The following is a 25,167-nucleotide window of genomic DNA, read 5'->3' as shown; positions in this document are numbered from 1 at the left end:
ACCACGGGATTTTGCGTTGGATTGGACGAATCGGATTTTATCCGCTACTATATCGCCTTGGCGGTTTTTGCCGGGCGTCAGCGTCCTGTCACACAGGTTCGCTAGCATGGCAGAGTTCACCTAGGGAAGTGGCGCAATTGGTAGCGCAACGGTCTCCAAAACCGTAGGTTGTGGGTTCGAGTCCCGCCTTCCCTGCCAAGTTTGTTGCAATCGACAGTATGTGAGGATGAATATGGCGAAGGCAAGCAATACGGAGAAAGCGGTCAAGCCGAATGTATTCATGCGTATTGGCCTGTTCATCAAGCAGATCATCGACGAGCTCCGCAAGGTCGTGACGCCGTCTGCTAAGGAACTGTTCTTCTGGTCTCTTGCTGTTTTCATTTTCGTGTTGCTGTTGATGGCCCTCGTCACGGGTATGGACTTTGGTCTGGGCAAGCTCGTGCTGTGGGTGTTTGGCTGATCTATCGACACGAAGGTGACAATAACGCATGAGTGATGAAGTGAATCTCGAGAATCTCGACGCAACCCCGGATTTCACGGATTCCGCGGATACGACTGCTGCTGAGCCAGCAGTTGACCAGGAAGCTGCTGCTGTCGAGGCTGATTCCACTGATGCCGCCGACGTTGCCGCTGCTGAATCTGACGATGCTGAAACTGATCTGTCTGATCAGGCTGAGGGCACTGATGCTGGCCAGCAGGCTGTTAACGAATTTGCAAAGTCCCTGCGCACCCTTGAAGGCAAGTGGTACGTCCTGCACACTTATTCCGGCTATGAGAAGCGCGTGAAGACCAACGTCGAATCCCGCGTCACCAGCTTTGGACTTGAAGACAAGATCTTCCAGGTTGAAGTGCCAATGGAAGAAGTCGAGAAGCACACCGACAAGGGCAAGAAGGTAATCTCCCGCGTCCGCGTTCCCGGTTACGTCCTGATCCGCATGTGGCCTGACGAGGATGCTCGTCGTATCGTTCGTGAAACCGAAGGTGTCACCGGCTTCGTTGGCCCCACCAAGGACCCGGCTCCGCTCAGCCGTAAGGAAGTCGTCTCCATGATGGCTCCAATGATCGCCTCCGAAGCCCTCAAGAAGGCCGGCGACAAGCCCGCCGCCGCCAAGAAGCGCACCGTCGAAGTCTCCTACGCCGTCGGCGATCAGGTCACCGTCACCGACGGTCCATTCGCCACCATGGCCGCCGTCGTCTCCGACGTCGAACCCACCACCCAGAAGCTCACCGTCTTGGTCTCCATTTTCGGCCGCGATACGCCGGTGGAGCTGGGCTTCAATCAAGTCCAAAAACTCCAGTAAATCAAATAACGGAGCGTCCTCTGCGTTGCTCCTCGGTCGACGTGCTAAGCACGCCTTCCCTCGGTGCGCCTTGAGGCCGCACGCGTTATTTGATTTACTCCAACGGAGCGTATACCGCCTTTCTTCACCGCTCGACGTGCTAAGCACGCCTTCGGGTTCAGACGGCGGTCTCCGCACGCGTTATTTGATTTACTCTTTGATGAAGTAAAGCTTTAGCCCGACCGTGTGGTCGGGCTTTTTGCGTAATGGGTTGTTTTGTCCAAACAAAAGCGCATAATTGAAAAGTTGTGTCTGGAGGGTCATGCGTAAGCATGCCTGCTAGCACAGCACAGCAAACATACGGTTGCGGGAGGAGTTCGCTGCGGGAAACCAACGCGTCCGCCGTTATCACCGCTTCATAGAAAGAAGAACCATACAATGGCTCCCAAGAAGAAAGTCTCGGCGCTGATCAAGCTCCAGATCCAGGCTGGCAAGGCCAATCCTGCCCCGCCGCTGGGTCCGGCCCTGGGTTCCCATGGCGTGAACATCATGGACTTCTGCAAGCAGTACAATGCGCAGACGCAGGACAAGATGGGCCAGGTCATCCCGGTTGAGATCACCGTCTACGAAGACCGCTCCTTCACCTTCATCCTCAAGACCCCGCCGGCAGCAGCCCTGCTGAAGAAGGCCGCTGGCGTCGACAAGGGTACCGAGAACCCGCTGACCCACAAGGTTGGCTCCGTCACCAAGGCTCAGGTCCGCGAGATCGCCGAAATCAAGATGGCTGATCTGTCCGCTCGTGACATCGAAGCTGGCATGAAGATCATCGAGGGCACCGCCCGCTCGATGGGTATCACGGTTACCGACTGAGAGGAGAAGGACCAATGGTAAAGCGTTCCAAGAAGTACCGCGAAGCGGCCGAACGAGTCGATCGCAACAACCTCTACACCGCCAATGAGGCCATCGCGCTCCTCAAGTCCATGCCGGCATACAACTTCGACCAGACCGTCGAAGCCGTGTACCGCCTGAACGTGGACCCGCGCAAGGCTGACCAGCTGGTTCGCGGCACCGTGAACCTGCCTCACGGCACTGGTAAGACCGCTAAGGTCGCCGTGTTCGCTCGTGGCCCGAAGGCCACCGAAGCTGCTGAGGCTGGCGCTGACATCGTCGGTGATGACGACCTGATCGAGAAGGTCCAGAACGGCTTCCTCGACTTCGACGCCGTCGTGGCTACCCCGGACATGATGGGCAAGGTCGGCCGTCTGGGCCGCGTGCTCGGCCCGCGTGGCCTCATGCCGAACCCGAAGACCGGCACCGTGACCATGGACGTCACCAAGGCCGTCAAGGACATCAAGGGTGGCAAGATCGAGTTCCGCGTGGACAAGAACGGCAACCTGAGCTTCCTCATTGGCAAGCTGTCCTTCGACGAGGCTGCTCTGGACGAGAACTTCAAGGCTGTGGCCGACGAAGTCAAGCGTCTCAAGCCGTCCACCGTTAAGGGCCGTTACATCACGAAGGCGACCATCACCTCCACGATGAACCCTGGCATTCCGGTTGATCCGGCGACCCTCGCCTGATTCGACTAAACGGTAAGTCGTAAAGAACCCCTGCAATGTGCATAACATTGCAGGGGTTCTTGCATACGTGCAGAATCAGCAGCCAACAATTATCGCGCCGCAGCCTCACGCATTTGACCGAGTGCGATAGCAGTACGCAGTACATAGGCTTCACGCGGATTCGTAGCATCCCAGCCAGTAGTCTCAGCAGCACGCTTAAGCCGATAACGCACCGTATTAGGATGCACGCTCAACTCCTTCGCCGTGGTCTCCAATGAGCCTCCAGTACGCAAAAACGTGCGCACAGTCTCCAACGTAGGATCATCCGGCCCCGAAGCAGTGAGACTCGCATACACCGCATTAACGAGTTCATCGGCAGCATCAACATCGCCAAGCAGTGCCCGTTCAGGAAGCGCATCATCAGCGCGCATCGGCCGCGGAACTACCGGCAAAGCAGGCGCCGCTTGAATCGACAACAATGCTGCGCGAATCGTACGACTTGCACCCACCACTCCGCGCCGCAACGGCCCCAAACACACGGGGGCGCGATCATCAAACGCAGGCAACACATTCGTGCAAGTAATCTCCGGCGTGACTGCAGCCCTCGGCGACATCAGCGCCACACACAAGCCATCATGCGAGCCGATAATGCAATCGTCACCGCCAAGATCACGCACTGTTTTGCGAATCGACGCGCGCGTACCAGCCAGCGTGTGCGCAGGGCGACCAGCGACCGCAAAACAAAGAAAATCATCATGAAAACCCAGCACATTCAGTAGCGACGATACGCGACTATCGGTCATACTGTTGGCCAAACATTCGAAGACTACAGCCTCCAATCGTTCGTCAACGCTGCGTGCCGACCCCGCCTCACTATTGAGCAAATCAAGAAAGTCGACATTATCGCGCGAAACGTCAATATCACTCATGGGCACCAGCATAGTCGACAGCCTCAGTATTGGATTCGCGCCAGTAGGTGAGGACTGCAAAGCCGAATACGAACGCAACCGGCAGCATGTGACGCTCAAAATTATTCGCTGGCGCAGTAATCATCACACCCATCAGCAGTAGCAGTGGCAGATGCGTAACCAGCGTGCGCCAACGACGCATAATCACTTCTGCAGCGCCGATCAGCAGCGTTAGCGTCACGTAGAAATTGCCGTGCGCTAGCCAGCCGAGCACTGGAATCGAACCGAATGCGCGCGCCGCATCAGCTACCTGAATACGCCAATGGCGGCACCAGTGTTGAATACCATCGGTCTGCTGCTGCACGTAATCGCTGGTTACGTAGTAATCCATTGACACGTATGGGGAGTCGGTCGGATTGAAGTAGCCGTAGCATTTCGCCAAAAACGCGTCAATAGCAATAGTCGGGTTCGCTTTGACAATCTGCCACCAAGCATCGTTAAATTGAGCCATCTCCTCCGGCGTGACTGAACGCCAACGGTAGCTGACTTTCTTGGACTGAATGCCGGACGATTTAACCGGATCAGCATCCTGTGGGAAGTATGCGTCAGCCATCTGATCAAGATTAAAAATCGGTGCGATCTCTTCGCGCGCCGACTGCGGAATACTATCCGGGTCACGCTGCGCGATACGCGCGATCTGCTGCAATTGAATACCGCGACTCTCGATCGGGTCGCCGCCGATAATCGCACCCGTTGAAGTCAGCGCTACCACGCCACCGTGCAGCACGATTACCGGCAACAGTAGCGCCACAATATACGTGCGCCAACGGCGATAATCAGACACGAGCGCCAGCACAATCTGCAACACGATGATGTACCACGCGTATTTAGCACTAGCCAGCATCACCACACTAGCCAACGTGAACGCAACAAAACTGCGTTTACGCAGGTGAATAGGCGCACCATCGCGCGGCGCACGCCACGTGCAATGCAGCTCATACCACACGCCAAACGACCACACGAACGAGAATGCAAACAGCGGCGACTTCGTCAGCGAAATCGTGGAAAACACGGCCAGCGGGCAGAGCAAGAAAAACAGGATAATTACCAGACGAGTAAACCAGCCTGCAGCACCTTCAGGCAAACGCTGAACAGTAGCGTGTGAGCGTGCGTGTGCGTTGCTGGCATACAGTACGCGCTCCGGGTGTGCGAAATCAGGCATGTAGGGGAGTGCTGCGCTTCGAGAGCGCCGCTCAGGGTGCGCAAAATCGGCGGCACTGCTGCGACCGGACTGCGCGCCGCGCAGTGATGGCGATTGACGATGCGGCGCGTTTTGCAACCACGGCAAATTCAAAAAACGATTCGCGCTTGCCGAACAGCAGAATGTAGCAAACAGCATTTGCAACGCCGACAACACTACAAATCCTGGGTCGTTCGACTCCGTAAAATAGCGCGACACTGCTAGCACGGACCCATAGAACACCGTGAGCACAATATTGTGCTGGTCAGTTAAATACGTAGGATTAGCCGGCCAAATGTAATGCGCAGTCGGGTAAATATCCATTGGCACAAACGAGAAGAAACCAATGTACGGCTGTTCCAATCCAGTCCACTGATTCCACGCCCAACTAAACTCACGCGCTTGCGAACGAATATCAGCGCCAAACGCGGACACCAACGTGGTCGGCACCCATAGCCAGCCAATGAAGAGAATCAGCGCGATTTTCCACCAACGGTCCGTGGCTCGCACCCACAAGCGGGCAGCGGCACGGCCGACGCTACACAACATCGCTCCCGGACGCGTAAGAGCCACACGATGCGCAGTCGCACGCCATGATCGCGGAATAATACGCCGCGGCTCAACGCCATGCTTGCCGCTAATCCAACCAAACATGGGAATACCGCGCGCCCAGCGTACAAGGGCTGCAACAATGCCAAACGCGATAAGGAACGCGCCCGCAAAATACGCCCAATTGGTGCCAGTCCAATTGGCAATGGATGAGTCTTGCCAATACAGTGGCCCAACCGCCACGCATAATGCAATCCACAAGCAGGCCGCTACTGCCAACGCCCAACGGGCAATGCTGCCAATGCGCGATATCACACGAGAAACCGGGCGAGTTGCGCGGGAATTGGAAATTGGCTTGGAAGCATTGGTCATGATAAGCGATTTTAGCGTGCCTTGTGGAGCTGAATTTTTTGATACCAACGGTAGGTAAGTGTTTCGATTATCGGATTATTGACGCTAGACAGAGCGCGGCGAACTAAGCTAACAGCCATGCTGTACCAGGAGAGAGGAACACAGCCGCGAATGCCGCGTACTAACGCGGTCGCCGATCATGTGATCGCGGTTGCGCAAACGGATTCAACTAACGCGCTCGCGCGCAGAATGTTGCGTGATGGTGAGCTTACATTGCCTGCTGACGGCGTGGGCATGACAGTAGTGGCAGCGGATGAACAAACCGCTGGCCGTGGCCGACTTGGCCGCACGTGGGTGAGCCAGCCTGGCGCCTCGATGACCTGCTCATTTGTGGCCGCACTGCCGATGAGTGTGCTTACTGATGCTGACGTTAACGGTTGGCTGACAATGATTGCCGGTCTGGCAGCATTGGACGCACTGCGCGGCACGCTTGAGGAATGCGGATTGAAGCCAAATGCGCCAGATTGCACGCTTGCGTTGAAGTGGCCGAATGATATTTACTGCCACGGGTTAAAGCTTGGCGGTATTTTGACGGAGTTTGTACCGCTGGACGATACTGCGCAGGCTGCCAATACCGCCGAGGCACCGCGTGCTGCACTGATTATCGGCATTGGTGTCAACTTGCATTTGCGCGCCGACCGACTCCCCACGCCGAGCTCGACATCATTGCAGCTGCATGTTGATAATCTGCCGGATACGAGCGTGCTACGCGACATGATTTGCGCGCGTATTGCGAGCTCACTGCGCAATCGTCTCTACGCGTTCGCGCGCGATCCGCATGCACAGGCAGCTGCCGTGCACGATGAAGCACTGCGCGTATGCTGGACGATTAGCCGGCGCGTAGAAGCGCGCTTTACCGACGGGACAACGCTCGCCGGTACGGCTGTTGCATTGAACGCTGATGCTTCGCTGCAGGTGCGCGATGATGCTGGCGAACTGCATACGGTACATACCGCCGACGTTGGCGTGTTGTAAACGGCGTGCTCTACACCATACGTTCAGACATTGCGGGTGGCACGACTATCACAGTCGTGCCACCCGCAATGCGTTATTGACTCATTGTGTGTTCACAAAACTGCTAACTAGCGCAGCTTCGCAAGCGCAGTAGTAGCCAAAGCAGCTACCGCGGCCTTGATAATATCGCCGGCGACAAAGCCCATGGAAGCAATCGCTACAACCGTAATCGGCGTATGCGTGAGCAGCGACTGAATCGCAAAGCCAAACAAGTACACCACGGCAACGGAGCCGATCAGTGCAGCGCCAAAGAAACGCACAGCGGTAATCGCTGCGTGAATCGGGGAGTCAAGGCGTGCATTGCCGCGCAGCAGTGCGGTGACGATCACGCCTGGCAGGAAACCAATCAGGAATCCAGCGCTCGGCCCAAATAGTGCGGCGGTTGAAGCGCCGCCAGCAAACACTGGCAGTCCAGCTGCGCCAGCGCTCAAATACAGTACGACTGCACCCGCTGCTTGACACCAATCCAACATAAGCGCTGCCAGCATGACCACGAACGTTTGCAACGTGATTGGTACTGGCGTGCCAGGAATGGCGATTTCGCCGGCTGCAGCTGCCAACCACATGAGGGCTGCAAACAGTAGCGGCTTGCCAAGAGCAGGCAGTACGCGGCGAGCGACGGATAGAACAGTAGTGCGGCCGGTTTGAGTGGCCGAAGTGCGTGCGGACATCATGATTCCCTTCTCGCGCTGCGATGATGCGCAGTGATGATGTGTGGTGATTGGTGGGTGATTACACCGGTGATTACGGTTGCTCATCGTAGGATTGCTGCGCGCTGGCTGGCGTGTTGAGAACATACAAAAACGCTTCGGCGCGTTTGTGGAGCACCTCTGGTTACGCCCCCGAAACTTACGGAACCGTTTGTTGAGACTCTACAAAACGGTGTTGCAGGTTTTGTGGATTCGAAGGCTGAGCTCGCGCGCACATCGGTGAATAGTTGACGTTATGTGTAAAAATGTCAATAAACTTCTGGTCGCGAATCGCGGCGAGATAGCGTTGCGCGTCATCCGCACCGCCCGTGAAATGGGGGTTGCTACCGTGGCGGTGTACGCGGAACAAGACCGCAACGCTCAATATGTGCAACTCGCTGATGAGTCATATGTGCTTTCTGGCGATACGTACAAAGACACGTATCTCAATGAAGATAAGCTCATCGACATCCTCCACCGTTCAAACGCAAACGCGGTACACCCGGGGTACGGTTTCCTTTCCGAAGTGCCAAGTTTTGCGGAAAAAGTCGAGCATGCGGGCGCAATCTGGATCGGCCCGCACCCGCAGGCGCTGGTTGATCTCGGCGACAAAATCACTGCACGTCGTGTTGCTAAAGCGGCAACAGTGCCGCCAGTGCCAGGCATTAGCGAGCCAGTGCGCGAACTGCGCACACTGTTAGATTTTGCGCACACGTACGGTTACCCGGTCATGATGAAACGCACCGATGGTGGCGGTGGCCGTGGCATCAGCGTGGTGAATGATGACGATGGTATGCGCCGCTTTTACATGAACCACGATGCGATGCAGGGCGGCGATTTGGATGAATACTTCATTGAAAAATTCATCGACAAAGCACGCCATGTAGAAACCCAGTGCGGTCGCGATCGCTTCGGCGGTTTTACCGTCTACTCCACGCGTGACTGCTCTGTGCAGCGGCGCAATCAAAAATTGATCGAAGAAGCGCCGGCACCGTTTTTGCCAAGCGAGGTTATCGAACAGCTCGAAACCTACTCGCGCCGCCTGTTTGAACGCGTGAACTACATTGGCTTGGGCACCTGCGAATTCATGGTGACTCCGCAGCGCAAAGTGTACTTTTTGGAAGTCAACCCGCGTTTGCAAGTCGAGCACACCGTTAGTGAAGAAGTGTGCGGACTTGATCTCGTGCGCGAACAAATCACGATCGCTGACGGCGGTCACTTGACGCCAGCACCTGAGCCGCGCGGGCACAGTTTCGAACTGCGCATTACCAGCGAGGACCCGGCAACCAATCTCACGCCATCTTCCGGCACGCTTGAACGCATTGTGTGGCCGTCTGGGCCGGGTGTGCGTATTGACACTGGTGTAGAAACCGGTGACACGATTTCGCCAAAATTCGACTCAATGATGGGCAAAGTTGTGATTACTGCGCAGGATCGTGCTGCGGCTGTTGCTCGCGTGCGTCGCGCGCTGAAAGAACTGGTTATCGAAGGCGTGCCGACGCCGGCGAGCTTGTACGAGCGCGTATTTAGCGACGACGAATTCACTGCTGAACATGGTCACGCATTCGATGTGAGCACCAAATGGTTGGAACGCAAGTATTTGAGCCGCGAGCCTGCTAGTGTGCGCGCCGGCCAGCCAGCATCACTGAGCGCTGGCATTGCAGATGCGAGCGAGTCGCATAAGGGGCCGATCAGCGAAAGCTTCGTGATCGAAGTAAATGATCGTCGCGTCAAACTCACCGTGCCTACGGACATTGTGAACAATCTGATGGGGGCCGGGCGCGCTCGCGTTGCTAAGCGACCCACGCAGCCATTGCGCGGTCAGGGATTGCACGCGGTCGAAACACAGAAAACCGCTGATTCCGGGCGTTCTGGCGTAATTGCCGCGCCAATGCAAGCCGTGGTGACGCGCATTAACGTGGCCGAGGGGCAAAGCGTTGCTAAAGGCGATCTGCTGGTCGTACTCGAGTCGATGAAGATGGAAAACTACGTGTACGCGCCGGTTAACGGCACGGTCACTAAGATTTTCGTCGCTCCAGCAACCGGTGTTGAAGCGGGCGAAACGCTGGTCACTTTGGATGTTGATGGTGCGCAAGCGCGCGATAAAAGCGGTGCTGCAACTGCTGGAAAGGCGGGCGCACAATGACCGATATCATGAATTCCGCCGCCGTGAAACACGTCATGAAACAATGTGCGGCTGGAGAGGACCCTAACACAGTAGCTGCAAATACGATCACGGCAGCTGGTGAGCAACCAGTGCGTGCCGCTGTTGTACGTGCCGCTCAACTCGCCCGCGATGCTGAAGCGCATGCGCGCGAACGCCAGCATGGCAAAGGCAAGCACACTGCTCGCGAGCGCCTCGACCTGCTGCTTGACACTGGCTCGTTTGAAGAGATTGGTCGCTTCCGTGGCGGCGATATCAACGGTGGTAAAGCCGGCTCAGCAGTAATCACCGGATTTGGCAATGTGTACGGGCGCAAAGTAGCCGTGTATGCGCAAGACTTTTCCGTGCGCGGCGGCACGCTCGGGCGCGCTGAAGGCGAAAAAATCTGCCATCTGATGGATAAAGCGTTGGAGTTGAAAGTGCCGATTATCGCCATCGTTGACTCTGGTGGCGCGCGCATTCAGGAAGGCGTGGCCGCGCTCACGCAGTATGGTCACATCTTCCAAAAAACCTGCCAGGCCAGCGGTTTTGTACCGCAAATTTCATTGATTCTTGGCCCGTGCGCAGGCGGTGCTGTGTACTGCCCGGCGCTTACGGATTTGATCATCATGACCCGCGAGAACTCCAACATGTTCGTCACTGGTCCTGATGTGGTCAAAGCCGCCACCGGCGAAACCATCAGCATGAATGATCTCGGTGGCGGAGTCGTACACGCTACGCGATCCGGCGTGGCACACTATCTTGGCGAAGATGAAGCCGACGCGATCGACTACGCGCGCACTGTGCTCGCCTATCTGCCATCCAACTGCGATGCCGAGCCACCAATCTACGCCTACGCAGCCACGCGTGCCGAACGCGAAACTGCGCGCCGACTATCCACAATCGTGCCTGACAATGATCGCCAACCATACGATGTGCTCGATGTGATTCGCTGCGTTGTCGACTACGGCGAGTTCGTACAAGTGCACGAGTTATTTGCAGCCTCCGCAGTGGTTGGATTCGCATGCATTGAAGGCCACCCGGTCGGCGTAGTCGCCAATCAGCCGAATGTGCGCGCGGGCATTCTTGACGTAGACGCTTCCGAAAAAGTGGCACGATTCGTGCGACTGTGCGACGCATTCAACCTGCCGGTTATCACGCTGGTAGACACGCCTGGCTACAAGCCCGGAGCTGATCAAGAACATGCGGGCATTATCCGCCGCGGTGCCAAAGTCATCTACGCATACGCCAACGCACAAGTACCCATGGTCACCGTAGTACTACGCAAAGCATTCGGCGGAGCATACATCGTGATGGGCTCCAAAGCCATCGGCGCAGACATGAACTTCGCATGGCCCAGCTCACAGATCGCCGTACTCGGTGCGACTGGAGCAGTCAACATCATCCATCGCAAAGATCTCATCAAAGCGCGCGAAGCAGGCAAAGATGTTGACGCACTACGCGCACAGCTTGCCGCCGACTACGAGCACACCACCGTCAACGCGAACCTCTCGCTCGAAATGGGAGAAATCGACGCAATGATCGACCCCGAGCAGACGCGCGAAGCAATCGCCGAATCACTGCGACTACTCGCCGGCAAACAACGCGTCAGACGCACGGGCAAACATCACGGCAATCAGCCGCTGTAACCAGCCGCTGTAACCAAACGCTGTAACTAAACAAACTTCGTGTATTGCACCCAACCAACCCAAGGAACATCACATGACACAGTTCTTCCTCAACCGACTGAATACTGAACCGCATGCGCTCGCATTCGCCGGCCAATCCACCCCCTGGCCGGTCGCGCTCGCTGACCTTACCGCCGATCCCACGCTTGAAAGCGAGCTCAAAGCGCACGTTGATGCAGCCAACACGATGCTCGCTCCCGTAGCCGCTGACCTGCTCGCTACCACCGGTCGCTCAGTAGACCTGTTCGCATTCACTCCAAACCCGGCTAAGCTAGGCGCTGCCGCCGCTGCCACCGTGAGCGTGGAAGGCATCGCACTCACGCAGCTCGGCGCGCTCATCGACGCTACGCGACTCGGCTTCGACATTGCTGGCGGCAACCACGTTGCTGTACTCGGCCACTCGCAAGGCATCCTCGGCGTGCACATGGTCAACGCCATTACCGCCGCCGGATCCATCAGCAAAGCCGCTGAGCAAATCAACGAAATTCTCGCCACGGCAGCATTGATTGGTGTAGCAGGCACGCGTAAAGCACGCGAACTCGCACTCAACGCGCAGCACGCGGGCGCCACGCCAATGCTGTCGGTACGCGGTGCAACCCGCCGTCAAGTCGAAGCGCTCGCCGCACGCGTGCCCAACCCACGCGGACCAATCACCATCGCGGTCACCAACTCTGCGGACAATCACGTACTGTCCGGCTACCCGGAAGATCTCGCCGCCTTCGAAGTCGAAGCCGGCAAAGAACACAAGCGCCAGCAGACGTTGCGCGACAATAAGGTGCGCGGCGGTGCCGTATTCAACCCCGTACTCGAATACCTCGAGGTGACGCTCCCATTCCACTCGCCGCTGATGGCCGACGCGGTCGAGCAAACCGTGGCGTGGGCAGCAGCCTGCGGATTTGATGAGACGCGTGCTCGCGAACTGGCGAGCGAAGTACTGCTCAACCATGTTGATTGGGCTGCGCGCGTGAAGACGATGTTGGACTCGGTTGACCCGGCAACCTTGTGGATTGTGGACTTTGGCCCAGGCAATACGCTCGGTAAGCTCGTTGACAATCTGATTCAAGGCACGGGTGTTGGCGTGGTAGAAGCCTCTACGATGGCTGACCGTGCTGCGCTGTCTACGCTGGAAGGTGAGCCTGAGCGCACCCAGAACTGGAAGGCGTTTGCGCCGCGCGTGCTGCACACGCCTGCCGGCGATAAAATCCTCACCAAATTCAGCAAGCTCACTGGCAAGCCGCCGGTTTTGCTGCCTGGCATGACGCCCACCACGGTGGACCCCGAAATTGTGGCCGCGGCTGCGAACGCCGGCTACTGGGCTGAACTTGCTGGTGGTGGCCAGGTGACTGCCGACGTGTTTGACCGTCACGTAGCTGAGTTGGAAGACCTGCTGGAAGAAGGCCGCACGGTCGAATTCAACGCCATGTTCATGGACCGCTACCTGTGGAATTTGCAGTTTGGTAGCACGCGCATTGTGCCCAAGAAGCGTGCTTCTGGCGCGCCAATCGATGGTGTGATTGTCTCCGCAGGTATTCCCGAAGTTGATGAAGCAAAGGCGCTGGTGGCTTCGCTGGTCGCAGACGGACTGCCGTACGTTGGTTTTAAGCCGGGCACAGTAGAACAGATTCGCCAAGTGGTGCGCATTGCCAAGGCGGTTGCTCCTACGCCGATTCTGATGCAGGTTGAGGGTGGTGCAGCTGGCGGCCACCACAGTTGGGAGTCGCTGGACGATCTGCTCACTTCCACGTATGCGCAAGTGCGCGCGTGCGATAACCTCGTGCTCGTTGCTGGCGGCGGTATTGGAACGCCTGAGCGTGCAGCTGACTATATTTCCGGCCAGTGGGCGCGCGCGTACGGTCTGCCGGACATGCCAGTTGACGGCGTGCTGGTTGGCACTGCAGTAATGACCGCGAAGGAGGCGCACACCAGCCCTGCAGTCAAGCAGCTGCTCGTTGATACGCCTGGTATTACGGCTTCTTCGGCGGATGATGCTTCCGCTGATCCGTTTGCTCCTGCTGGTGAAGCGTGGGTGCCGTCCGGCAAGTCGGTTGGCGGTGTTGCTTCCGGTTTGAGCCACCTGCACGCGGATATTTATGAAGTAGAGAATTCGTCTGCGGTGTGCGGCCGTCTGCTCGTGCGCGTGATGAAGCATCCGGAAGAGCTAGAAAGCCGCCGCGATGAGATTATTCAGGCGCTGAACGCTACTGCTAAGCCGTATTTCGGCGATCTTGCAGCAATGACGTATGTTGAGTGGGCGCAGCGTTTCGCTGAGCTTTCCTTCCCGTGGGTTGATCCAACGTACGCGCTGCGATTCCTGCACTTGCTGCAGCGCATTGAAGCGCGTGTCACCCCGCAGGATAATGGCGAATTTACCTCGCTGTTTGCTGATGTTACTGATGTTGATACTGACCCGCAGGCGGCAATCGCGCGTTTGCGTGACGCATATCCGCAGGCGGCAACATTGCACGTCACTCCCGCAGACGTGGCATGGTTCCCTGTGCTCGTGCGCGAGTACCCCAAGCCGATGCCGTTCGTGCCGGTTATTGATAACGATTTGCTGCGCTGGTGGGGTCAAGATCAGCTGTGGCAGTCTGAAGATGCACGATATTCTGCTGATTCAGTGCGCGTGATTCCTGGTCCGATTGCTGTGGCTGGTATTACCACTATTGACGAGCCGGTGGCGGATATTCTTGGTCGATTTGAAACCGCTGCACTAGAGCGCACGCGCGAACTGCAGGAGGAAGCAAACCCGCAGCAGAGCGAGCAGGGTGAGCAGGCTGTCAGTGAATTAGGCGGTGCTACCAGCGTCGAAGAGTTCATTCGCCGCTCGCCAAACATCTCCTGGGTTGGCCACTTGACGCACAATCCGGCATACGGCACTGCTGTTGGCGACCCACACTATGAGATTCGCGCAGTAGACGAACAGGCTGGCGAATACGATCTCGACATTCATCTCGATACCTACTGGGATAACGACCCGGACGGCGGCCTGTCCAAGCACGCAGTGCGCGATATCGTCGTGCCGCTGACCGTGTGCGTCAGCGAAACTGGCTTGCTGCCGGTCGTCAATCGCGACCGTCTTGTGTCTGACGTGTACGCGATGCTCGCTGCCACTGCGGGCATTGGCAACACTGCTATTACGGGCGACAAGCTGGAAGCGATGCCGCAAGTTGAGGCAGCTGCTTCGTCTGGCATAACGTTCCCCCAGTCAGCTGCGCTGGCAGCGTCCTCAGCCGAGGGAGCCGAGAGTGAGGGGGCGGGTAGCGCCGTTGCAGGGCTGTCTGCTAGCGAAGCGCCATTCGGCGTCGTACGCGCACACTACACGTTGTCTGCCAATCTTGGTTACGATCACGAGGCAGTCACTGGTGGCGCACTGCCAGCATCGCTCGCCCCCTCGCGCATCGCGCCCGATGCACTCGTCGGCCCCGCATGGCCCGCGATCTACGCGGCACTTGGCTCCGTGCAGGTGAACGGTTACCCAGTTATTGAAGGTCTACTCAACGCTGTGCACCTCGACCATCTCATCGAACTCGAAGAGAACGAGGATGCGCTGCTCGCACATGTTGGCGAAACTGTGTCGCTGACCGCTTGGGCTGAGCAGTATTTCGAATCCGCATCAGGCCGCGTAGTGACTATTCACGTAACGCATACCGCTGCGGACGGCACCGTGCTTGCCCGCGAAACTGAACGATTCGCAATCCGCGGTCGCGTATATTCCGACGCGCTGCCGGCCAATGCTCCGGATTACGGCGATTGGCTGACGTTAAATCATGATTCGGAAGATGCAAAAGAAGCCGTGTCCCGGGGCAGGGAAGCCGTGTTCCGGGGCAGGGAAGCGGATGGCTCCGTCGTCGGACAGTCCACTGGACTGTCCTCCTCCTCGCGGGACTCGCGTCTAGTGCAGGCCACCGCTCGCCGTTTGCTGCGCCGCGTGCGCGTGGTTGCGCCAAGCGACATGACCGCGTTCGCGCGTACTTCCGGCGATTTCAACCCGATTCACACGTCGGTACGCGGCGCTCGCATTTCTGGACTTGCCGCTCCACTCGTGCATGGCATGTGGCTGTCCGCCACCGCTCAGCATGCAGTCCAAGCGCTTGACGATAAGGGCGCACACTATGAGATTGCCGGCTGGACCTACAACATGTATGGCATGGTCCAACTGGGCGACACAGTCGAAATCAGTGTGGAACGCGTTGGCAAAGTCGCGCATGCTGGCATGGCACTTGAAGTGACCTGCCGTATTGACGGTCAGATTGTTTCACGTGGCACGGCGCTAGTTCGCGCGCCGCGCGCCGCATTCGTATACCCAGGTCAAGGCATTCAAAGCCAAGGCATGGTGTTGGATGAGCGCGTCAAGTCGCCGGCTGCTCGCGACGTGTGGGAGCGCGCTGACAAGCTCACTCGCGAACGTCTTGGATTCTCCATCCTCGCGCTCGTACGCGATAATCCGAAGGAACTGACTGCGAACGGTGTCACCTATCGTCATCCTGAAGGACTGTTGAACCTCACGCAGTTCACGCAGGTCGCGCTCGCGACCGTTGCCTACGCGCAGACTGCACGCTTGCGCGAAGCTGGTTGCGATATTTGGCCCGCATACTTCGCTGGCCATTCGCTTGGTGAATACAATGCGCTTTCCGCATTCGCTGGCATTATCCCATTGGAAACTGAGCTTGAACTCGTTTTCCATCGTGGTTCCACGATGCATCATCTCATCGAACGCGACGCACAAGGCCGCTCGAACTATCGCATGGGCGCACTGCGACCCAACCAGTTCGGGGTAGGCGACGATGGCGTGAAAGCGTATGTTGATAGCGTTGCCAAGCAGTGCGGCGAATTCTTGCAAATCGTCAACTACAATCTTGCCGGCGCACAGTATGCGGTAGCTGGCACTATCGCTGGACTCAAAGCGTTGCAAGAAGATGCAAACCGTCGCGCTCGCGAATACGGTGGCAAGCCAGCGTTCATGCTGGTGCCGGGTATTGACGTGCCATTCCACTCCACGCTGCTGCGCAAGGGCGTACCGGAATTCCGCGATAAGCTCGACGCATTGCTGCCGCAACATATTGATTACCGTGGCCGCCTTGTGGGCCGGTACATTCCAAACTTGGTGGCAGCACCATTCGAGATGACTCGCGAGTTTGCGGCAAAGATTCTCGAGGTAGTGCCTTCCGAGCGCATTCGCGAAGCGTTGGATAACCCGGCTGTGTGGGATTCGTATGCTGCGGATGATCAGAAGCTCGGCCGACTGCTGCTCACGGAACTGCTCTCCTGGCAGTTTGCGTCCCCAGTGCGTTGGATTGAAACGCAAGCGCTGCTGTTCAACCCGGTGAACCGTGGGGGATTGGGCGTTGAAGAATACGTTGAAGTTGGTCTTGGCAAAGCGCCAACGCTCGCGAACCTCGGCGCAAAAACCCTACGTATGCCGGACTTCTCCGGCTGCGACGTCACCGTCTACAACGTCGGCCGCGACGAAGGCCGCGTCTATATGACAGATACAGACTCGCTGGCTCCGCAGACTGAGGACGACGTTCAAGACCAGGCAGCAGCCTCGGCAGCCTCTGCTCCCTCTGCTTCCTCGGCCCCCTCGGCTGAGGGGGCTGTCAGCCGCAGGCTGACTGGGGGAGCGTCCGCGGCGCAAGCCGCCGATAATAACGCATCGGCCGAAGGTCGATCCTCCTCTGCCACTGCATCTTCATCAAACGCGTCACCTATGACGCTCCCCCAGTCTGCTACGCAGACAGCCGCCTCAGCCTCAGCGGCCGCAGCTACCGCCGTCTCGCAACTCGGCTCCGCCCCAACCGGTCCGGTCGACGACCTGCCCTTCCACGCTTCCGATGCAATCGGCGTTCTCATGGCCTACTCCGCTAAAGTCCGCCTTGACCAAATCGGCGTGAACGACACCACGGACACGCTCACCAATGGCGTCTCGTCACGCCGTAATCAGCTGCTGATGGATATCAGTTCTGAGCTGGGCGTTGCGAGCGTGGACGGTGCCGCTGAGGCAACACTGACTCAGCTGGCTCAAATCGTCAACAAGGCAGCCCCGAACTATAAGCCGTTTGGCCCAGTGCTGTCTGATGCGATTCGCGACCGTCTGCGCGCACTGTTCGGCGCTGCTGGCGTCAAGCCTGCGCATATTCGCGACCGTGTGACTGGCGTCTGGCAGCTTGGCGAAGGCTGGGTAGCTGCTGTTACCGCAGCACTGCTGCTTGATACTCGCGAGGGAGCCAGCTCGCGCGGCGGCGATCTTGCGAAGCTGCCAACTGGCGCTGCCGCTAACGCTGCTGCAGCTGACAAGCTCATTGATGACGCGGTTACTCTGGTTGGTCAAACCAAGGGTGTAGCGGTTTCCAAGCCGTCTGCTGGCGGCGCGGCTGGTGGTGCAGTGGTTGATTCTGCAGCACTCGATGCGTTTGCTGCACAGGTAACGGGCGCTGACGGTGTGCTCGCTTCTACCGCGCGCTTTGTACTGAACGAGCTTGGCGTGACTGCGCCGGCAGTAGATTTCGACGCCGACGAGGCAGCTCGCAACGCGGCCGTTGTGGACGCGGTCACTGCGGAACTCGGCGCCGACTGGCCTAAGCAGGTCGAACCTCGTTTCGATGCAAACAAGGCGATGTTGTTTGATGATCGTTGGGCTTCCGCACGTGAGGATCTTGCTCGCGCGTTCTACGACGCTAATCCGGCGCTGCTCGACGGTTCCTTCCGCGGGCTTGGCAAGGCGATTGCTGCTGAAGCGCAGTGGTTTGCGAACCATGTTGAAACGGTGACTTCGACTGGAGATGCAGCATTCGCTCTCAAGACTGCATTCAGCCGCATCGCGAACGAGGCTCTACAGGTCGTTTCCGACGATGCTGCGGCGTCTCGCTTTGCGAACGATATCGCCGTGGTCACCGGTGTGGCGCCGAATTCGATTGCCGCGCAGGTGGTGTGCGGTCTGCTCGCGGGCGGTGCTACCGTCATCGCTACATCGCACAGCTTTAAGCCGAGCGTAAAAGCTTGGGCAAAGCAGGCTTACCGTGAGCACGCAGCCGGCAGCGCGCAACTGTGGCTCGTTCCCGCAAACCTGTCGAGTTACCGTGACGTTGACGAGCTGGTCTCGTGGATTGGCAACGTACAGAAGAAGACTTCCGGCGCAACCACCACGATTGTGAAGCCTGCGTACGAGCCGACGCTGTTCTTCCCGTTCGCTGCTCCGCCAGTGCACGGCACAATGGCTGATTCTGGCGAATTGTTCGAATCGCAAGCGCGCCTCATGTTGTGGGGCGTGGAACGCGCAATCACTGGACTGGCTGCTATTGGCTCGGATACGGATGTGCAGCACAAGCTGCATGTGGTGCTGCCGGGCTCGCCGAACCGCGGTATTTTCGGCGGCGACGGTGCGTACGGTGAAGTCAAGAGCGCATTCGACGCGATCGTCAATCGTGCGCATGCTGAACGCGTATGGTCGAATCGTGTCACGTTTGCGCATCCGAAGATCGGTTGGGTGCGCGGCACTGGACTCATGGGCGGCAATGATCCGCTGGTCGAAGTAGTGGAACGCCACGGCATTCACACGTATTCCACCGCGCAGATCGCAGTGAAACTGCTCGATTTGTGCACTGCTGAATCGCGTGCAGCTGCGGCGAACGCTCCGCTGAACGTTGACCTCACCGGCGGTCTCGGTAACGAGCCGATCGACATCAAGGCGTTGCGTGCCGAAGCAGAGGCTGACGCGGCGCGTGCTGCGGGGCAGGAAACGGATGGCTCCGTCGTCGGACAGTCCACTGGACTGTCCTCCTCCTCGCGCGGCCTGAGATCAGGTCAGGCCGCCTCAGCCGAGGGGGCCGAGGCTGCCGGTGGGCAGCGGATTAAGGCGTTGCCCACGCCGAATGTTCCCACGCAGCCGGCGGTTGATCTTGCGGATTGGGCGAATGTGACCGCGCGTCCGGAAGACGAAATCGTCATCGTCTCCATCGGCGAACTTGGCCCGTGGGGCTCTGGCCGCACGCGTTTCGAAGCAGAACTTGGCATTCACCACGACGGTCACGTCGATCTGTCTGCTGGGGCAGTGCTCGAACTCGCTTGGAACATGGGCTTGCTCACCTGGCAAGACAGCCCCAAGCCCGGCTGGTATGACACCGACGGCAACCTCGTGCCCGAAGAGGATATTCACGATCGTTATCACGACGAAGTCGTGGCGCGCTCCGGTATTCGCCCGTTCGATAACGGTATGGGCGGCGACTATCAGCGCGGTGGCGCGGATGGTAACGATGCGCGCATCGGTACCGACGAGGAAGAAGCCGAAGTCTACCTCGACCATGATGTGGTGTTCAGCGTGCCTACTGAAGACATCGCTCGCGAATACGTCAAGCTCGACGAAGCGCACACCACCATCGCACAAGACACTGAATCTGGCGAATGGGCGGTCACCCGTCACGCTGGCTCAATGATTCGCGTGCCGCGCCGCGCTACCATGACGCGCACGGTCGGCGGTCAGTTCCCCACCGGTTTCGACCCAACTCGTTGGGGTATTCCCGCTTCGATGGTCGGTGATGTTGATGAAATCGCGCTGTGGAATATCGTCACCACTGTGGACGCCTACCTGTCTGCTGGCTTTACGCCAGTGGAAATCTTGCAAGCTATCCACCCGTCGCTAGTGGCGAGCACGCAGGGTACTGGTTTCGGCGGTATGAAGTCGATGCGCAAGCTCTACCTCGACCGCTTCTTGAACCACGAGATTCCTACCGACATCCTGCAGGAAGCGTTGCCGAACGTGGTCGCAGCACACGTCATGCAGTCGTACATCGGCGGATATGGCAACATGATCCAGCCAGTATCCGCGTGCGCCACCGCCGCCGTTTCGCTTGAGGAAGGCTTCGACAAGATCAAGCTTGGCAAGGCTGACTTCGTCGTCACCGGCGCAATCGACGATATCGGCGTGGAATCGGTGATCGGCTTCGGCAACATGAACGCCACCGCTAACTCCGAAGAGATGTATGCGAAGGGCATTAATCCGCGCTTCTTCTCGCGTGCGAATGATCGACGCCGCGGCGGCTTCCTTGAATCCCAAGGCGGCGGCACCATTTTGCTCACGCGCGGCGATATTGCAGCGCGACTCGGCCTACCGGTCGCCGGCGTCATCGGCTACGTGCACTCGTTTGCAGATGGCGCGCATACGTCGATTCCGGCACCGGGACTCGGTGCGCTCGCTGCCGGACTTGGTGGAAGGAATTCCAAACTCGTGCGCGATCTGGCTGCGCTCGGCGTCACGCCGGACGATATCGCTGTGGTTTCCAAGCACGATACGTCTACGAATGCGAACGATCCGAACGAATCCGAGCTGCATAACACGTTGGCGCATGCAATCGGCCGCACGGACGGCAATCCGCTGTTTGTGATTTCGCAAAAGACCTTGACTGGTCACGCGAAGGGCGGTGCATGTGTGTTCCAGGTCAACGGGCTCACGCAGCTGTTCGGCTCTGGTGTGATTCCTGCGAATGTTTCGCTCGATTGCGTAGACCCGAAGCTTCAGCGCGACGATCACATGGTGTGGCTCACCAAACCGCTTCACGTGGGTTCGGTGAAGGCTGGTCTTGCCACCTCGCTCGGCTTCGGCCACGTGTCTGGTTTCGCGGCAATCGTGAACCCGGGCGCGTTTGAAGCGGCGCTTGCGCACTCGGACGGTGAAGCAGCGCTCGAAGCGTGGCGTTCGCGTGCGAATGCGCGTCTTGCTGCCGGTCAGCGCCGTCTTGAAGAAGGCATGATGGGCCGCGCGGCATTGTACGAGCCGATTGAGGGGCGCCGATTCCGCAAGGATGGTACCAAGCTGCCCGACGGTTCGCGCTACAACGCGCATGAGGTAGAGAAGGCGATGCTGTTGGATCCGAACGCGCGCCTGGGTGCATCTGGTTTCTATGAAGCTTGATGTGCTGCGATTTGGGGTTCGCGCGTTCGGATCCCTTCGCGGGCGCCTATAGTGCGCCCGCTCACTTCGCCTACAGGACGCCCACTGGGCGTCCTGCTTGACGGCTCAGCCGAACGCTCGTCTCGGTGAGTCCGGCTTCTTCGAAGCCTAACTCACCTCGAAGATCGTCAGGACCCCTTCGCGGGCGCCTATAGTGCGCCCGCTGGCTCGGCCCCTCAGCGTAGCGAAGACTGGGGGAGCGTCACCACTACGACGGTGCGGTCATACGCGCACTACCCTGCAAATCCGGGCATGGTGGTCGCGCGGCGGGAGAATTTGGGCGCGATGAGTTCAACTTGCGCGTCCGGCTCAGCGCCTTCGATTTGCGCGATAGCAATGCGCGTCGCGCGAATACCAAGCAGCGCCGCTTGCGGGGAAATATTGGTAATCGGCACGGGCTGAATTTCAGCGAAATGATCTGAACATTCGCCGATCAGTCCGATATCTTTGCCGGGCGTAATGCCAGTAAGCAGCATCATGTGCTCTACCCATGCCAGCGTGCGCGGTGAGCGCGCATACAGGCATACGCCCTGCCCTTTCCATTGCTGCATAAGTGCAGCTAACGGTTCGATTGACTGCCAATACGTATTGGGGGCGTCGAATGGCTGGAGTTCAATGCCATAGCGCTGTGCGCATTCGCGCGCGTGCTCGGTAAAAATCTCAAGGAATGGGAAGCCTTTGACACCGCCGCGCGCATCGGCAATTGGTACGGCAATACGCGTGCCGATATCATGCATTTCTTTGAATGCCATTTCAATAACCGCTCGCTGATCGGAAACTACGCAGTGGAATGGCCCGTGCTCGCCAGGGTCTCCGAGCGGCACGATGGGAATATCGAGGTCGCGCGCTGCGGTCAGTCGCTCATCGTTGCGGCGAATATCCATAACAAGAAACGCGTCGACGAGTTTGCCCATTGCCAGACGCCGCATATCAGCAACGTCATTGTTTGGTGAGACGAGAATGAGATCGTACCCGTTGGCTTGTGCGGTGTTTTGAATAGCGTGCAGCAGCGGGAAGAGTTCCGCACCTTGCGTGTTTTCGGTGGTTTCGGTAACCAGTCCGATGATGTGCGAACGGTTGCTGATCATTGCGCGAGCATGCGCGTCTGGTACGTAGTTGAGCTGGCGCATGGCTTGTTCGACTTTGTCGCGGGTGGCTTGTGAGACGGATCGTTTGCCGCTCATGACGTATGACACCGTGCTTTGTGCCACTCCGGCGAGCGCGGCTACGTCTTTGGAAGACACGGTTCGGTTGTGTGTGGGCATGATCGCGTCCTTTCTGCTGGCGCTAAGTATAGGGGACAAGCCTTGCTGTGCGGCTACGTGTGATGTTGCGGATCGTCTTTGGTCGCAGTGAAATTGTGCATATTTGAATTCTAATACTTCCAGTGTCGATACCTATCGAAAAAGTGTGTATAATGTTTTATGGTTACGTAAACAAGATCGTGACAACAGCAAAGACGCAACCAACGAAGGAGAAGGTCATGACCGTAATCAAGAAGACCATCGCGCTTACTGGAGCCGTAGCAATGCTCGCCAGTGTCGCCGCTTGCGGCAGCTCAAACAGCGCTGGTGGAGATCAAACTTCTGGCGATGCCAAGCAGGAAATCAGCGTGTGGGCATGGGAGCCGACGCTCAAGAGCGTGGTCACCAAGTTCGAAGCAAAATACCCCAACATTAAAGTCAACTTGCAGAACGTTGGCACTAACGTTGACGAATACACCGCACTGACCAACGCGCTTGAAGCTGGCTCGGGTGCTCCTGACGTGGCACAAATCGAATACTATGCACTGCCGGAGTACGCGATTAAGAAGCAGCTCAAGGAACTGAGCGATATGGGCGCCAAGGATTACGCCGACTATTACACTCCGGGCACGTGGGCGCAGGTGCAGTTCGGCGGCGGTATTTATGGCCTGCCAATGGATTCCGGCCCGATGGCATTCTTCTACAACAAGGAAATCTTCGACAAGGCTGGCGTTGACGCCACGCAGATCAAGACGTGGGACGACTACTACGAGGCCGCCAAGAAGATTCACGCCCTCGGCGACAAGTACTTCATTACTAACGATGCTGGCGATGCTGGCATGTATGAGGCAATGACGTGGCTGGCTGGTGGCAAGCCGTTCTCCACCTCCGATGACGGCACTACCGTAACTGTCAACCTCACTGGCGATAAAGGTTCCAAGGCATTCCAGGACTTCTGGCAGAAGATGATCTCCGAAGGCTTGATCGACACCAAGACCGCCGGCTGGACCGACGATTGGAACCGTGGCTTGGGTGATGGCACGATCGCCTCGCTGTTCTCCGGCGCTTGGATGCCGGCCAACTTGGTCGGTGGCGCGCCTGCTGCAGCTGGCAAGTGGCGCGTGACCGCAATGCCAACTCCGGATGGCGAGACTGCGAACGCTGAGCTCGGTGGCTCTTCGCTTGCTGTGATCGAAAGCAGCAAGAAGGCTGAAGCCGCGTGGAAGTTCATTGATTTCGCGAACCACGATCGCGAAGGCGTGCAGACTCGTGTTGACGGCGGCGCATTCCCGGCTGATAACGAGACGATGAAGGATTCCAAGTGGCTTGATCAGACCACGATTAAGGATTCCGATGGCAACGACGTCGACTACTTCGGCGGCCAGAAGTACAACGAGGTGCTCGCTGAGGGTGCAAAGAATGTGCTGACTGGCTACCAGGTTTCCCCGTACGGCGTAGCTGAGCGTGGCGCTTACGTGGATACTGTTGGCGGCGCGTTCACTGGCGAGGAGACGATGCAGCAGGGCGTCGCGAAGTGGCAGGCGAAGATCGTGGAACTTGGCAAGACCCAGGGCTTCACGGTAAAGGAGTGATGCTTCCCATCGTGTATTGAGCGTGGCAGTGGGGTTTTTCTTCCTTCTTCCCACTGCCCTTCCCGGCGGGCGGCCGCGCATGAATATTGCGCGGCCGCCCGTTTTTTGCGTGAACTCTATGCTGCTGGGTTGTGCGGTTTGGGTGATAATGATCGCATGCAGACAGTTTTTGGTCTTGGACACGATGTGGTGGATGTGCCCGCGTTCGAACAGCAGCTTGCGCAGCCAGGGTCGCGCATGCGTGGATTATTTTCAGTGCGCGAAGTGCGGCAAGCGATGGGGCTTGCTGCTCGTAAGAGCGATGGTGAAGCAGTGCACCTTGCTGCTAAGTGGGCTGGCAAGGAAGCAGTATTGAAAGCATGGTGCGAAGCGCTCGGCGATAATCCTGCACCGTATACGATTGACGTTTTTCCCTGGGCGGGTATTGAGATTCTTGACGATTCATTGGGCCGGCCGCGCGTAGTGCTACGCGATGACGTTGAACGTGAGCTGTGCAATAGTTTGCCGCCATCTGCTTCACCGATGGTGGCGCCACAGTGGCATATTTCGGTGAGTCACGACGGCGGTATCGCTTCCGCGATCGTTGTGTTGGTGATGTCGTGACTCCTTCGCGGCGGTTTACGGTTACTTCGATATGTGTAACACGCCGTTCAATGGTCGATTTCTGTTTACTTTGAGGTTGATTTACTGATTTACAATGACGTATAACAGCAGATAACCATGTTTGCGACACGCCGATGGAGGCTAGTGTTTGCAGTGGTTTTGTGGTGTGCGTGAGCATGCTGATTTGCGTGGTGTTGTGTGTTCGTGTATGTTTATCTCTTGCTGCTCAGCACGGCGGGGTTCTGCTCTTGTGGGGTTTTGCCTTGTTGGTGTGGTGGTGGTTTGAGAACTCAAGAGTGTGTTTGTA

Annotated in this window: 14 protein-coding genes and 1 tRNA gene; 11 read left to right on the top strand and 4 right to left on the bottom strand. The window is 57.9% G+C overall.

The features are described from left to right. Positions 1-122 precede the first annotated feature (122 nt). From D2E25_RS10115 to rplA, 5 genes are all read left to right on the top strand, one after another. A tRNA-Trp gene (locus tag D2E25_RS10115) sits at positions 123-198 on the top strand. Between the two features lie 34 nt (positions 199-232). Further along, positions 233-460: a preprotein translocase subunit SecE gene (gene secE, locus D2E25_RS10110; protein WP_125982458.1), complete on the top strand. Its 228-nt coding sequence runs from the start codon at positions 233-235 to the stop codon at positions 458-460. 28 nt (positions 461-488) lie between these two features. Then, positions 489-1,301: a transcription termination/antitermination protein NusG gene (gene nusG / locus D2E25_RS10105; RefSeq protein ID WP_125982456.1), complete on the top strand. Its 813-nt coding sequence runs from the start codon at positions 489-491 to the stop codon at positions 1,299-1,301. A gap of 417 nt (positions 1,302-1,718) precedes the next feature. Beyond that, on the top strand, positions 1,719-2,150 hold the full coding sequence (rplK, locus tag D2E25_RS10100; protein WP_125982454.1) for a 50S ribosomal protein L11: 432 nt from the start codon (positions 1,719-1,721) through the stop codon (positions 2,148-2,150). A gap of 14 nt (positions 2,151-2,164) precedes the next feature. Next, positions 2,165-2,857, top strand: a complete 693-nt coding sequence (rplA, locus tag D2E25_RS10095; protein WP_125982451.1) for a 50S ribosomal protein L1 — start codon at positions 2,165-2,167, stop codon at positions 2,855-2,857. 89 nt (positions 2,858-2,946) lie between these two features. On the opposite strand, the gene D2E25_RS10090 is transcribed toward rplA, so the two are convergent. After that, complete coding sequence (locus tag D2E25_RS10090) at positions 2,947-3,777, bottom strand: PucR family transcriptional regulator (protein WP_125982449.1); 831 nt, start codon at positions 3,775-3,777, stop codon at positions 2,947-2,949. Further along, positions 3,758-5,905, bottom strand: coding sequence for a DUF6020 family protein (locus tag D2E25_RS10085; protein WP_241217173.1), 2,148 nt, complete (start codon positions 5,903-5,905; stop codon positions 3,758-3,760). The genes D2E25_RS10090 and D2E25_RS10085 overlap by 20 nt, the downstream gene beginning before the upstream one ends. 150 nt (positions 5,906-6,055) lie before the next feature. Here D2E25_RS10085 and D2E25_RS10080 point away from each other — a divergent pair, with 150 nt between their 5' ends. After that, the gene (locus D2E25_RS10080) at positions 6,056-6,919 is read left to right on the top strand and encodes a biotin--[acetyl-CoA-carboxylase] ligase (RefSeq protein ID WP_125982447.1); all 864 of its coding nucleotides are present in this window, start codon (positions 6,056-6,058) and stop codon (positions 6,917-6,919) included. A gap of 107 nt (positions 6,920-7,026) precedes the next feature. Here the strand turns inward: D2E25_RS10080 and D2E25_RS10075 are convergent, their stop codons facing one another. Then, positions 7,027-7,629, bottom strand: coding sequence for a biotin transporter BioY (locus D2E25_RS10075; protein ID WP_125982471.1), 603 nt, complete (start codon positions 7,627-7,629; stop codon positions 7,027-7,029). A gap of 274 nt (positions 7,630-7,903) precedes the next feature. Here D2E25_RS10075 and D2E25_RS10070 point away from each other — a divergent pair, with 274 nt between their 5' ends. The 3 genes from D2E25_RS10070 (at position 7,904) to D2E25_RS10930 (ending at position 21,382) form a co-directional block, all read left to right on the top strand. Beyond that, the gene (locus tag D2E25_RS10070; protein ID WP_125982444.1) at positions 7,904-9,793 is read left to right on the top strand and encodes an ATP-binding protein; all 1,890 of its coding nucleotides are present in this window, start codon (positions 7,904-7,906) and stop codon (positions 9,791-9,793) included. Between the two features lie 35 nt (positions 9,794-9,828). Then, positions 9,829-11,439 (top strand): acyl-CoA carboxylase subunit beta, encoded by a 1,611-nt coding sequence (locus tag D2E25_RS10065; protein WP_420897355.1) that lies wholly within the window; start codon positions 9,829-9,831, stop codon positions 11,437-11,439. Between the two features lie 73 nt (positions 11,440-11,512). Then, positions 11,513-21,382 carry a type I polyketide synthase gene (locus D2E25_RS10930; RefSeq protein ID WP_125982440.1) on the top strand — a complete coding sequence of 3,290 codons (9,870 nt, stop codon included), beginning with the start codon at positions 11,513-11,515 and terminating at the stop codon, positions 21,380-21,382. A 272-nt stretch (positions 21,383-21,654) separates the two neighbouring features. On the opposite strand, the gene D2E25_RS10055 is transcribed toward D2E25_RS10930, so the two are convergent. Continuing rightward, positions 21,655-22,686, bottom strand: a complete 1,032-nt coding sequence (locus tag D2E25_RS10055; protein WP_241217169.1) for a LacI family DNA-binding transcriptional regulator — start codon at positions 22,684-22,686, stop codon at positions 21,655-21,657. 218 nt (positions 22,687-22,904) lie between these two features. Between D2E25_RS10055 and D2E25_RS10050 the strand changes: the two genes are divergently transcribed. Together D2E25_RS10050 and D2E25_RS10045 are read left to right on the top strand one after the other, a co-directional pair. Next, positions 22,905-24,257, top strand: coding sequence for an ABC transporter substrate-binding protein (locus D2E25_RS10050; RefSeq protein WP_125982438.1), 1,353 nt, complete (start codon positions 22,905-22,907; stop codon positions 24,255-24,257). Positions 24,258-24,413: 156 nt separating this feature from the next. Next, positions 24,414-24,860: a holo-ACP synthase gene (locus D2E25_RS10045; protein WP_125982435.1), complete on the top strand. Its 447-nt coding sequence runs from the start codon at positions 24,414-24,416 to the stop codon at positions 24,858-24,860. Positions 24,861-25,167: the final 307 nt, after the last annotated feature.

Source organism: Bifidobacterium goeldii, from assembly GCF_003951095.1.
In the GTDB taxonomy this organism is placed as follows: Bacteria; Actinomycetota; Actinomycetes; order Actinomycetales; family Bifidobacteriaceae; genus Bifidobacterium; species Bifidobacterium goeldii.
The sequence above is the reverse complement of the archived record's forward strand: the minus strand, read 5'-3'. Positions and strand labels throughout refer to the sequence as shown.